The organism is Blautia hominis, assembly GCA_002270465.1.
Classification (GTDB): domain Bacteria; phylum Bacillota; class Clostridia; order Lachnospirales; family Lachnospiraceae; genus Blautia; species Blautia hominis.
This window is the reverse complement of the sequence record NQOF01000003.1, coordinates 459,495-471,830: the sequence shown is the minus strand read 5'-3', so window position 1 is coordinate 471,830 and position 12,336 is coordinate 459,495. Positions and strand designations below refer to the sequence as shown.

The following is a 12,336-nucleotide window of genomic DNA, read 5'->3' as shown; positions in this document are numbered from 1 at the left end:
TGGGATATATCTCTAGTCTATAAAATTTCCCACCAGCACCACCGCACCGAAAATACTTAGGACCGTCCCAAATACACGGTTCATGATTGGAAAACGATTACTTTTCGCTTTTTTCTTCAGCACTGTGACTATGCCGGACAGCAACCCCCACCAAAAATATGTTCCGATAAATACGCCGCATACCAGACATATCCCGTGTTTTAGGCCGGTCTGACCCTGGATGCCAAACCAGGAAAAGGCAAACAGAAACATAAGAATGGCGGCCGGATTTGTGATTCCCACGGCAAAGGAGGTGACAAACATCCGAATGCCTCCAGCCCCGTCCGATGGGTTTTTCTGCCCGCCGTTTTTTACCTGAAACATACGGATACCCATTCCCAGTATCAGGAAACCTCCGGCAAGATTTATGATGTTCTGATACTGGAGCAGAAAGTCGGATATCAGGGTCAGTCCGAAAGCACCGATACAGGCGTAAAGACAATCTGCCACAGAGGAACCAAGACCCGTTAACAATCCTGCTTTCATGCCGTAGTTCAGGGTTCTTTGTGCGGTCATGGCCCCAACCGCTCCGGCCGGCATGCCAAAGAGAAGACCGATAAGAATCCCTTTTAAAATAAAACTGCCCATCTGCCGTTCTCCTTCCTTGTCCTGTTGTATATTCATCGGACAAACAATTATCTTAGTTATCTTCTACAATTTCTATCCGGATCTCTCCGGACAGGGTTTCAATCCGGTCTGCACCTGACACTGCTTCTCCAAGTTCATACAGACCGCTGGCGCCTCCACACTCACCATAGAAAAGAACGACATTGCCCCAGGGCGCATAGTATGCAAGCGTTCCGGCCGGACCTTCGGCCAGCGGAGTACCGCTGGTATCCAGTTCAGCCGGAGGATAAAATATTTTTTCATTATCGCTGTAGTCCTCTATCTGAATAGAAAGAGGCAGTTGTTCATACAGTGTGTTTGCGGCTGTGCTGTCATTTAACCGGAATACGATATTCTGTCCGTCTTTGCCATTCACCCGGATCTGTCGTTCGTCGGCATGGTTTTCCTTTGGTTCAGAATTTATTTCCTCCGATTCCGGCGTCTGGGTTTCAGAAATAGATTCTATCGTTGGCTCTGTCTGAGCGGAATCTGTGTTATCAGATACATGCTCGGAATTGCTGCCGCAGGCGGAAAGCGAGAGCAGCAGCATTCCGCCCAAAAGAAAGGACACTATTTTTTTCATGGCAAAACACCTCCTGTAAAGTCTGTAATCCCCATATGTATTCTTTCTGTGTTTATCCTGTTGTCACTGTAATTATCCCGCCATTTGTTCTGCAGTTTTACTCATGCGGCAGGTAATGACTGTCTGATCAGGGTCCACCTTATCTTTGTCTATGATCAGTTCTTCTATATGATCTGCCTTAATAATCCCGCCTGACGGATTCATAACACTGTCAATCTTCCCGTCGATTTCCACATCCACAGTGGAATACTCGAAAGCCAACGTGGTATTCAGCAGACGGCAGTTTTTCATGACAAGGTTTTCAATATAACACATGCCCTGCAGGCTCTCTATGGTACAATTGATCAGGGTCAGATTTTTGGCATTCCAGCCGAGATATTCCCCGGATATGAAGGAATCATATACCGTAACGTTCTCACTGTTCCAGAAAGCATCCTTGGAGAGCAGCTTTGCACGGTGGATCTCCATATTCTTCACCCCGTCAAAGGAATAATTTCCAACCAACTCGAAATCATAAATCTTCATGTTCTGACTGTTCATGGCAAAGTAGTCACCCTTTGCGCTAACCTGCTCCATGGTTACCCCGTCACAGTTCCATAAAGTCTCAGCTGCGTTAGGGAAATGCACATTCTGAAGTGTCACTCCATGACAACGGCGGAAATTCTTTGGCGCCTCAACGATTGAATTTTTCACCGTGATATTGTCGGTATACCAAACTCCCGCACGGCCCATCTCAAACCATGTACAGTCTTCAGCCAAAATATTCTTCGCATACCAGAGCGGATATTTCCATTTAAACATACTTCCATAAAGTTCAATAGTATCGCTTTCCTTAAGCGGTGATTCCCCGTCCGTAAATATGGTATTAAATATTTTTAAATTCCGGCCTTTGAAAAGCGGACGTTCTCCTGTTAAATACTCTTGTCTGATTTCTTTCATTTCCTGCATTTTTATTCTCCTTTTTATTTGCAATATGATTTATTTTATTTTTCTGCATTATTTTTTCCATTCTTCTTAATGCCCTGCCCCCAACTCAGTCAATGCCCATCCCTGCCCTCCTTTCTCATATTCCAATTCCTATTATGGCTGGGCGATCTGTACGATCTTGTTTCCCCATCCCTCTAACACCGGGTTTTCCTCTACTGCCGTCACAAACTCGTCTGTTGCATCAAACGTTCCTATTTTGGTATATTCCCCGGTAATCTCTGCATCGTGGTAAAAAAGTACGATACGGTTGGGGTCGGAGTAATATACCTCTCCTGCTTTTTCAGAAGTCACCGTTTCCGGATTGGAAGGAATGTCGTATCTGCTGGAGACATCGTAATACTGCATGACATCATAATCAGCATCGTCATCCCGCTCATAGATCGGAAGCCTCCAGTCCGATGTTCCCACATAGCGGGCGATTGCCTCCGCTGTCTCATTCTCTTCCAGCCGCATCATGAACGGTTCTCCGTCGTCCCCAAACCGAACCTCCAGTTCTGATACCCCGCTTACTGCCTGATCGTCTGCCGAATCGTCAGCTTCCGTGCCGGACTCTGTTCCTGCGTTTGAACTTGTACCTGCATTTGCAGCACTCTGACCATTACTCCCGGTATCCCGGACTTCTTCATCCTGCCCGCAGCCTCCAAGAACTGCAGCGGATAACATGATTCCAACTGCCATTGCTATCGTTTTTTTTACTGTTTTATTCTTCATGATCTATACTTATTGAACTGCCAATGTTCAATAAGGTCTCCTTTCTGCGCATTTTGCGCTCCATGAAACAGTTTGCAAATCCCGCTTGACCTGTTCGAGAGGGATAGTATCTGTTTCTCTAATCTGCTGTCAATACTGTCATATCCGACTTTTTGATCCTGCCTGCCGCCAGGTAAGAGCATCCAAGAAATAAGAGGATAACGATCAAACCCGGTATGATCATCTTAAAAACTGAAGGGTGCGAAGCAAAATTACTGATTCCCGCAAGCCGCATCACTGCGGAAACAAACGGGTCTGTAAGGATTGCTGCCAATAAGGTCCCCACTGCCGCTCCAATGGATGACACAATCCCAAACCGCAGTGCAAATGTGACTCGCAGCATTCCGGTAGAACATCCAATGGATTTATAGATGCCCATATCTTTCTGCTCTGCCGCCAGGATCTTGCTTCCGGTCATGAGCGTCACAATGAAGACAAATACTGCGATCATCCCATACATAAATACCAGAAGCCCCCGCATAGCCGAGATGATCCCGAAAAGCCCCGGCCAGGAGTTCTCATGGGCATGCACATCACCGCCGTAAGCCTGCGTCAGCCCCTTCGTAACTGCCGACCTTTGTGATGTGTCTGCAAGAAAATAATGATGGCACCAAAGCTGGGGGGAATCCTGCCCGATGGAAAGATATCCTTCCCGGTTCATGCCGATGTTAGCTCCCATGTCATTCGCACAGTGATAGATTCCGGAAACCGTAAATTCCCCGCTTCCCGCATCACCACGGATCGTCACCTTCCCGCCAATGGATACCCCCAGATCGGAGGCGGCTGTCTCTGTCAGTACCACCTCATCTGCCCTTCTGCTGGTCTTTCCCTGACTGATATGGAAACGTTCCGGCTCGGTGATCACATTTGCGGTATAATTCGTACCATTTACGGATACGCTTGGCATAGCAAGAAGATAGCTGTCCGTAATTTCAGTGAAAGAGCGTACCATATTCTCCATCTCCTCCGGGTCAAGTTCGCCCAGAGCCTGCACGCCAATGTCCAGATCCGCCGGGTTAAAAGCATCCATCATCCCCTTCCCCTCCGGCCCCAGCCAGCCATTCATCCGCCCGGCCAGAGAAGCAAAAAACACAAGCAGTACGGCAATCAGGCAGGCGCTCACATACCGCTTTTTTCCTGACAGAAGCTGACGCAGGGCTAACCGGAAGGGAAGCCCTTCTGCTTTCATCCGGAATGTCTTTCCCGGCTTCCACTTTATTTCTGTTATTTCACCCCGAATGGCCTTCATGGGTGTGACAGAGATGATCTTTCTCAGTTTCAGGATTGTAAATCCTATAAGCAGAAGCAGGATTACTGCAAAAGCTGCCAGACATGGCAGTACCGGTAAATCTGCAGTCAGAAGGACGCCGGTTGTGGTAAGTGTCATCCTTCCTGCCACCTTGGCTGCCGGAAATGCTGCCAGGATCCCGGGTAAAATTCCCACAAGCATAATCGTCAGATACTGTACAAGCTGCAGCCGGATCAGCCGGCCTCCCGTCATCCCAACGGTTTTTAGTATTCCGAGATTCTTATATTCCTGTTCGATCACACCGGTAATACTATGCCCCAGAACCACCATGGCCGCAATCAGGAGAATCAGGGCAAACGCTGTCAAAAGACCACAGAATGCATTCTGAAGGATCCCCATGAAACCTTCGATGGCATCCGCACTGTGAATGGATTCCGTATACCGGGAAATCGGGGTGTTTTCATTGAGGAGCCGGCTGATGTCAGATATACTGGCATTGCTTTCGTCCTCGGTAAAAATATGGATCATCGCACCGTCTCTGGCCAGGCTGTCCATGCCATTTTCTGCAATGCTCTGAAGGATTTCTGTATAATCTGTCTCTGCAATCAAAAACCCTTTCATCCCGATCATGGAACTTCCCATGAAGGGGTCCTCATAATATCCTGCAACCGTAAAGCTTACGTTTTGTCCGCCTCTTGCAATGGAAAATGTGATGCTGTCTCCAATCTGCAGGTCCATAATGGAAACCATAGAAGGCGATACATAGACCGTTCCCGCCGCGACCTCATTTGGAGCCTCCCTGTAGCCGGAGAAATCATCCCGAAAGAAACGATATGTTTTTTCCCCGGTGGTCCACGGGATCAACTGTCCTTCACTGTCTGATTCCACACCGTTTGCCTCATAATCAGAAAAGATCAGGTTCTGTACTTCCGTCCTTTCGATCCCTTCCTGTGTCTTTATACTGCCTGTCAGCAGTTCCATGTCCGGCACGCCGGCCACCCATGCGGTCAGGTTTCCAAACCCTGCTCTTTGCATCTCCTGACGGATATAACTGCCACCTCCAAGATATATGGTGAGGACGGTGGACAAGGAGAGTGAAACCAAAAACAGCAGAACGGCAATTCCCAGAAGGCTGCCTTTATGCTTTCTGATTCCGGCCCTGTATAAGATTCTGTTTTCCATATTCCCCCTCCTACCATTGTAATTCCGAGAGCCATTGGCTGACTCTGCTTTCCCTGTGTCTGTCCTCCGCTCCCTTGTAGGCAGGCAGTTCCAGTTCGTCCAGGATTTTTCCATCCTCCAGATACAAAATCCGGTTCCCTCTGACCGCTGCCCTCAAATCGTGGGTTACCATCAGGATGCTCTGTCCGGATTGGTTTAATCCTGTAAGCAAATCTAAAACCTCCCCGGAATGTGATCTGTTTAGGGCACCCGTAGGTTCATCCGCGAACAACAGACCCGGGGTCCCAATCATAGCTCTTGCGATCGCTGCCCGCTGTGCCTCACCGCCGGATACCTGAGCGGGAAGACGGTCCTCCGCTTTTTCCACTCCCATCCGGGTGAGCAAAGTCCGTGCCCGTTTCTGTATCTCCCCGCTACTGCCCTTTTTGCTCAAAAAACCTGCCACCGCCACATTTTCAAAGAGTGTCAGGCTGCTGACCAGATGGGTCTGCTGGAATACAAAGCCAAATTCTTCTGCCCGAAGCTTTGCCATCTGCTTCTCCTTCATACGGGCGAGTTCCTTATCCTTATATGTGACGGTTCCTTCCGTCACTGTATCCATTCGGCTTAAGGCATATAAAAGAGTAGATTTTCCTGCCCCGGAGGAACCCATGATGATGGTGAAGTCCTTTTCATAAATATCCACATCCACCCGGTCTAACACTTTATTTTTTACCTGTCCCTGTGCAAATACTTTGCTCAGCCGCCTACCCCGCAATAACGCTTTTTTCATCCTGCCAAGTCTCTCCTTTCTGAAGGATCAGGGGCTTTTTGCCTGTCCTTGGGTCCGGAAGGATCTCATCCACAAAAACCACATAGAACTGTACATAGTCTAAATTCTTTTCTAAAAGGATCTGTCTCATCTGTTCAAGCATTTCTGTGCGGATCGCTTCTTTGGAGACAGAGCCAGAAATTTCCGCATACATCTCAAATGCGTCCTTCCCTGCCTGCCGGAACTGGTAGTCTAAAAGTCCTTCCATGCAAAAACCTTCAATCGCAAGCGGATGCAAAAACTCCTTGTTCCCGGAACCGTCTTCAAACCAGAGGATATCTTCATTTCTCCCCAGCAGACCAACGGCTCTTGTAAATGGATACGGGCTGCCCTCTTCTGCCGCCTTCAGAACCAGGCTGTCGGAAATTCGGTAACGGATCAATGGCTGCGCAAAATTATACAGGCAGGTTAGATACATCACGCCGCTTTCCACTTCAATAAAATTCATATCATCAAATAGGAGCATGCCGTCCTCTGCATTCATTTCCACGCCTAGTGTAAGGGATTCACTGGCTCCATAGAAATTGACTACTTCTGCCCGGAAGCTTTTCTCCAGATAATTCCTAAGGCTTGCTCCAAGAGGCTCCCCGCAGGAAATGACCCGTACTGCATTTACCTCCACGTTTCCTTTTTCTACAAGCTCTGCCAATATTTTGATTGCTGAAGGGTAACCAATTATAATGTTAGGTTGAAATGCTTTTATCTGCCGGACCCATTCGTTCAGCGGCGTTTTGATATCCAGATACATCTGTTTCGCCCCTACGCCGTCGATTCCATCCCCCACTGCCATCGCGCCTCCATAGCGGCCGTTGGTCGCTGCAATATAAACAATTCTGGGGCGTTTTGCCAGGAGAGACAGGATCCGGGGCATAGACATGTTCCAGAGCGCGGCCCGTATCATGCCTAACAGCATACTGTTCCATGCTGCCTCGTCATATACAAAATAACCGGGCTTTCCGGTACTTCCGGAGGAATGTACCACATGGTACTTCCCTTTGTATGGCTTGCGGTCTGCCGATACTACTGCATCGAATTCACGAAGCTCCCTCAAACATAAATCCTGCGGTACTACCAATTCGTCAAAATGCTCCAAAAAAACTTTCTTATCTATGGTTGGAAAACAGGAAAGAGGCAGATCATCCAATTGCTCCTCTGTGATACCGGCTGCTTCAAAGGTCCTTTTATAATAGGCGGAGTTTTCCCATGCATAGTGCAGCATCGTCCGGAGTTTCTTCTCCTGCAGAACACGCATCCGTTTTGCATTCAGCTTTGCCTGCCTCTTTAAGCGGTATAGATCCAACAGTGTTTTTACATAGTTCATCACGTTCCTCCTTTATTCCACCGATATGGTATACCCCTGATCGTAATTTTCCCTATGATAATAGGTCAGTTCCTTTGTTTCCTGATTCATGACAATACTCCACTCCGTTGATTCAAACTCACCGAAGTTCTCTTTGCTCACGCTATTAAGCGCATCCCTGACCTCTGCTTCTGTCATGGTTTCCTGTTCTAGTGTTTCACTCAAAATGTCATACCGGGTATGGGACTGGGCAGTTCCAATGCCGTATTTCTCACCCTCTGCCAGAAAGAAGTTTGTAACAACCGGGGTTTCTATCACCACCATCTCATTGTCTACATATTCTACAGCAACGCTGTTGCCCTCCGCATCAGATAGTGCCAGATGTATCATCATCCCCATGGAGGCATGGAAATCATACTGAGAAAGGAGATCTATGGCATCTTCCACATTTGCTGCCCGATCAAGAAGCAGGCGAATGGCTGTTGTGGTTGTAATATCCGGTTTATCCGTATCCTGCTCTATAGTCTGGTCATCCTCGATCATGTTGACGGACACTGCAAACCCCTCTTCATTCATGCCGTCTAAAGGTGCATATAGTCCAATGATGGCCTGCGCAGTATCGGGCAGACTTGAAATATCCAATCCACCGGCCTGTATGAAGTCCGTATTGACTGTGGAAACAGAGGCATATCCTTCTTCCGGTCTGGAGCTTACGATCAACCCATTGCAGGTATTCCAGTCAAAGTTTCTTCCAAAGAGGTTTCCCCCTTCTGAATTTTTTACAGACAGGGTGCTGCATCCGAATGGGTTTTGACCCATGAGCAGTCCCGGTATATCAGACAGAAGTGCACTGCTTAAATACTCTACAACTTCATCATCAGAAGACGCACCTCCCTGCCCTAAAAACTCATCAAATCCATAATTGCCTTCAAAGCGAACTACCGACAGCCCTTCTTCCAGTACCTGGATCTTTGTGTCCGGCTCAATGTGATTCTTTCCCATGTTTTCTCCTCTTGCGTTTTCGGACTGTACGGTACTCTCAGATGTCTTTACATTCTGTCCGCATCCGGTAAGCGCGCCAATTGCCAGTGACATCAGGAATGCCATGTATATTTTTCTCTTCATTTCCTGTACTTCCTTTCCTCATCTGATCAAAGCAGATACCCACAAACGATACCGCTGTCTGCAGCTGACTTTACAGCAGCCTCGCTGCTTTCAAGTTATACTGTAATATCTGCGGATAACATGGCGCTAACAAAAAGATAAACAATTTCTAAACTGATCCTTTCACATTCCTTAACTGCTTTTATCATATCATTGGCTATATAGAATAACAAATATTTATAAATAATGCATTTGCATAGTTTTTCCATATATATATTTATGGAATCATCTTATAAACAGAGCATCTGGAATGGTCCGTTTATAATTCCAGATGCTCCTACTTTACCCCATATGTTGTTTTTCTTTATATTCATGAAATGTCTCACAGAATCCCTCTTGTTCCAGCATGTCAGCGAATGTTTCGGCTTCTTCCCCATGAATATCAAGCTCCAGCCCGGGTATATGAACCACTGCCAGCATGGAAACAAGGGACTGTGTCAGCACTTTATAACCGCCTTCCATCATGAGAGTGCTCTTCACAAGGTCGTCCAGCATATCTTCCTTCACGCCAGGTTCTTTTCATACATCACTCATTGATATCGCCGGTTCTTCCGTATACACGTGGTCAAAGTCCGATCCCGCCGTAATTGTTTTCATTACTTTAGCCGGCACACCGCCCACAATGGTATTATCAGGGACATCTTTCGTGACCACCGCCCCTGCCGCAACCACTGCCCCGTTACCAATCGTAACCCCCGGAAGGACAGTGGCTCCTGAACCGATCCAGACATTCCTGCCAATATGGATCGGTGAAGGGATGATATCCCCCCTATGCTCGGGATCCAGATTGTGGTTCAGGGTTGCAAGGACTACATTGTGACCGATCAGTGAACCGTCACCGATAGTGATCCCGCCCTGATCCTGAAACTTACATCCGGAATTAAAAAACACATGTTTTCCAATAGTAAGGTTTTTCCCGCAGTCTGTATAAAAGGGCGGGAAGAGCCTGAAACTTTCATCCACCGGCTTTTGGGTCAACCGTTCCATCAAAACCCGGATTTCTTCCGGGGTATGATAGCAACCGTTTAATTCTGCTGTCAGCTGCAAAGCTTCCTGTGACAGTCTGTCCATACACTCATGTATCTTGGTGCCGCCGATCACTTTTTTCCCACTGTCCATATATTCTATAAACTCTCTTACTCCTATCATCTCTGCACTCCCTTATCTTCTATTATCAATTGATCCGAAAGCGGTATCCCGCCCCCCAGACAGTCTCAATAAACTGCGTTTTTGAAACATTTTTACCCAGTTTTTCCCGCAGACGGTTAATGTGCACAGTCACGGTTGCGGCATCCCCCATGGAATCCATGCCCCATATCCGGTCAAAAAGCGTATCTTTAGAAAAGACGATATTGGGATTTTCCGCCATAAAAAGCAGAAGTTCAAATTCCTTATTCACAAGGACCACCTCCTTTTGATCCAGATATACCATCCTGGATCTCGGAAGTATGCTTAGGTTCTGATAAGTGATCTCCGTCTCCTCTTTTTCTTCCTGGTTTTCCAAAAGCAGGTTGTGGATATGGATATGAGATTTTACCCGAGCCACTAATTCCGCAGGGCTGAATGGTTTTACCAGATAATCATCCGCACCCAGCCCAAGGCCCCTGATTTTGTCAATATCTTCTTTTTTAGCTGTCACCATAATGATAGGCAGCCGCAAAGTGCGTCTCAGTTCCCGGCAGACCTCAAAGCCTGTTTTCCCCGGAAGCATCACATCCAGCAAAATAGCATCATAGCGTTCTGTCTTTGCCTTCTTTTCACCGCTGGGTCCGTCAAAAGCGATTTCTGTCTCAAATCCATTCGCCTCCAGATAGTCCCGCTCCAGCTCTGCGATCAATTCATCATCTTCCACGATCAATATTTTTTCCATCTATATCCTCCCGGTCAGCCGGCAGATGGATAACGATTGCCAGACCATCCCTGTTCTCTGCTTTCACCTTCCCTCCATGTCCGAGGATGATCTCTTTCACCACCGCCAATCCTATACCGCTGCCTTTTTCCAACTGGCTTCTTGCGTCATCCACCCTGTAAAAACTGTCAAATAACTGCTCCAAACTCTCTCCCGGTACTCCCGGTCCATCATCTTGAAATACCAATTCGATATCCGCACCCTCTAAAGTGCGTTTCAGGGTGATCAGAATGTGTGATTTTTCTGAATTACGGTATTTGACCGTGTTCGTAAACAGATTGTCAAATACCCTCTTAAATTCCTCCCTGTCAATCTGCACCGGAAATGCCTCTTTTCCATACACAAATTTCATTTCTACCTTATTCTGCTCTGCGTCATGCCTGCAGGTTTCCAGATATTGTTCCACGAATTCTTTGAGATCCGCTTCCTCCATGTGGTAACAAAAACCGCTGTCCAGCCGGGTGTACTCAGAAAGACTGTCTACAAGACTCACAAGATTACCGGTCCTGGTCTTGATTGCACTCAGATAACGTGTTCTCTTTTCCGGAGTATCTGCAATGCCTTCCATTAACCCATCCAGATATCCAATGATGGAGGTAAGCGGCGTCCTCAGATCATGGGAAATACCTCTGATGAGATCTTTTCTCCGCTTTTCATCCCGCAGACGCTGGTCCACAGACTCTTTTAGGTAGGCACGCATCTCGTCAAAATCCCTGCATACTTCCCCAAACTCATCTTTTTTCTGATACCTCATTACCGTATCCAGATTGCCTTCCCGGATCTCTTTCGTTCCTATACTAAGCTGACGCAGAGGCTTTAAGATGCTCCTCGAGATCCACCAGGATGAGATTCCATTCACAAACAGCGTCAAAAGGACGAAGAAAAGAATAATGCCATACAGGTATTTTAGAATGTAATTCTTCAGGTAATTGACTACGCCCTGATCCGTCTGCTGTCGATGTACGGCTGTAATGCAGAAAGTCTTCTCCCCATGATAAAATGTATTTTTAATGACAGACACCTCGTGCCTGCTGGCCGTAAGTGTCTTTGCCGTATCAATCGCATCCCCGGCCACTGACCGGGCTGCCTGCATATCCTCCTCTGTAAGGTTGGTATAGATCAGCTTTTCATTTTTTGTGATCATAAACTGATATCCCATCCCCGACAGCTTATTTTCCAGATGGTGCATTTCGTCCGTCCTCGTAATTTCCCCTGAGACATCCGTATGCACTCCCTGCCCCCAGTTATTCTCCCACAGTTCCTGCTGATAGGTATAGATCATGCTCTGGGCAAACTGAATACTGTTTTCATCACTGTACATAGCTTCCAGTGTATACCAGAAGCTGCCAAGCGATGTGTGCAGGCAGACATTGATCACGATTGCCGTAAATAAGATTGGTATCAGGACCATCATAATATTGGACAGCCTGATCTTTTTCTTGATCGTCATTTGCTCGCTCTCCTTTATCCCTGTATCTTTACTGAACCCGGTATCCTGTCTCAAGAAGTGTGTGGATCTTACGGCTTCATCAGAAATACAGGCTATCATATGCGTATAAAGGATTTCTCACAAAAAAATAAACTATTTATAAACTAATCCTTTTCCATCATGGTTTTCATTTCTTCCATATATTTGGGAATGTCGAAGCCCTGGGGCAGTGCCGGCTGCAGGAGCCGCACCCAATACAAGTCCTGGAATCATCCTGATCCTCTACCGGGAGCCTCATAACGCCCATACCCAGTCTGGAAAGCCGGA

Annotated in this window: 13 protein-coding genes; all 13 read right to left on the bottom strand. The window is 47.1% G+C overall.

The window, feature by feature from the left end:
- Positions 1–12 precede the first annotated feature (12 nt).
- A complete protein-coding gene (locus tag CI595_RS12705; protein ID WP_162291873.1) occupies positions 13–627 on the bottom strand; it encodes a LysE family translocator in 615 nt (204 codons plus the stop codon).
- Positions 628–679: 52 nt separating this feature from the next.
- Complete coding sequence (locus CI595_RS12700; RefSeq protein ID WP_243135161.1) at positions 680–1,228, bottom strand: cyclophilin-like fold protein; 549 nt, start codon at positions 1,226–1,228, stop codon at positions 680–682.
- Between the two features lie 72 nt (positions 1,229–1,300).
- Complete coding sequence (locus tag CI595_RS12695; protein ID WP_187144028.1) at positions 1,301–2,167, bottom strand: DUF3737 family protein; 867 nt, start codon at positions 2,165–2,167, stop codon at positions 1,301–1,303.
- Positions 2,168–2,308: 141 nt separating this feature from the next.
- Positions 2,309–2,926: a cyclophilin-like fold protein gene (locus CI595_RS12690; protein ID WP_095173631.1), complete on the bottom strand. Its 618-nt coding sequence runs from the start codon at positions 2,924–2,926 to the stop codon at positions 2,309–2,311.
- Between the two features lie 118 nt (positions 2,927–3,044).
- Complete coding sequence (locus CI595_RS12685; RefSeq protein ID WP_095173630.1) at positions 3,045–5,396, bottom strand: FtsX-like permease family protein; 2,352 nt, start codon at positions 5,394–5,396, stop codon at positions 3,045–3,047.
- Between the two features lie 10 nt (positions 5,397–5,406).
- Positions 5,407–6,168 carry an ABC transporter ATP-binding protein gene (locus CI595_RS12680; RefSeq protein WP_095173629.1) on the bottom strand — a complete coding sequence of 254 codons (762 nt, stop codon included), beginning with the start codon at positions 6,166–6,168 and terminating at the stop codon, positions 5,407–5,409.
- Positions 6,143–7,528, bottom strand: coding sequence for a phenylacetate--CoA ligase family protein (locus CI595_RS12675; protein WP_095173628.1), 1,386 nt, complete (start codon positions 7,526–7,528; stop codon positions 6,143–6,145). The genes CI595_RS12680 and CI595_RS12675 overlap by 26 nt, the downstream gene beginning before the upstream one ends.
- 12 nt (positions 7,529–7,540) lie before the next feature.
- On the bottom strand, positions 7,541–8,632 hold the full coding sequence (locus tag CI595_RS12670) for a carcinine hydrolase/isopenicillin-N N-acyltransferase family protein (protein ID WP_095173627.1): 1,092 nt from the start codon (positions 8,630–8,632) through the stop codon (positions 7,541–7,543).
- 321 nt (positions 8,633–8,953) lie between these two features.
- Positions 8,954–9,178: a hypothetical protein gene (locus tag CI595_RS12665; RefSeq protein WP_147737719.1), complete on the bottom strand. Its 225-nt coding sequence runs from the start codon at positions 9,176–9,178 to the stop codon at positions 8,954–8,956.
- A 12-nt stretch (positions 9,179–9,190) separates the two neighbouring features.
- Positions 9,191–9,817 carry a DapH/DapD/GlmU-related protein gene (locus tag CI595_RS12660; RefSeq protein ID WP_187144027.1) on the bottom strand — a complete coding sequence of 209 codons (627 nt, stop codon included), beginning with the start codon at positions 9,815–9,817 and terminating at the stop codon, positions 9,191–9,193.
- 28 nt (positions 9,818–9,845) lie between these two features.
- Positions 9,846–10,541 carry a response regulator transcription factor gene (locus CI595_RS12655; protein ID WP_095173624.1) on the bottom strand — a complete coding sequence of 232 codons (696 nt, stop codon included), beginning with the start codon at positions 10,539–10,541 and terminating at the stop codon, positions 9,846–9,848.
- The gene (locus CI595_RS12650; RefSeq protein ID WP_095173623.1) at positions 10,513–12,030 is read right to left on the bottom strand and encodes a sensor histidine kinase; all 1,518 of its coding nucleotides are present in this window, start codon (positions 12,028–12,030) and stop codon (positions 10,513–10,515) included. The genes CI595_RS12655 and CI595_RS12650 overlap by 29 nt, the downstream gene beginning before the upstream one ends.
- Positions 12,031–12,196: 166 nt before the next feature.
- Positions 12,197–12,307: a 4Fe-4S dicluster domain-containing protein gene (locus CI595_RS27145; protein ID WP_279233387.1), complete on the bottom strand. Its 111-nt coding sequence runs from the start codon at positions 12,305–12,307 to the stop codon at positions 12,197–12,199.
- Between the last annotated feature and the right edge of the window lie 29 nt (positions 12,308–12,336).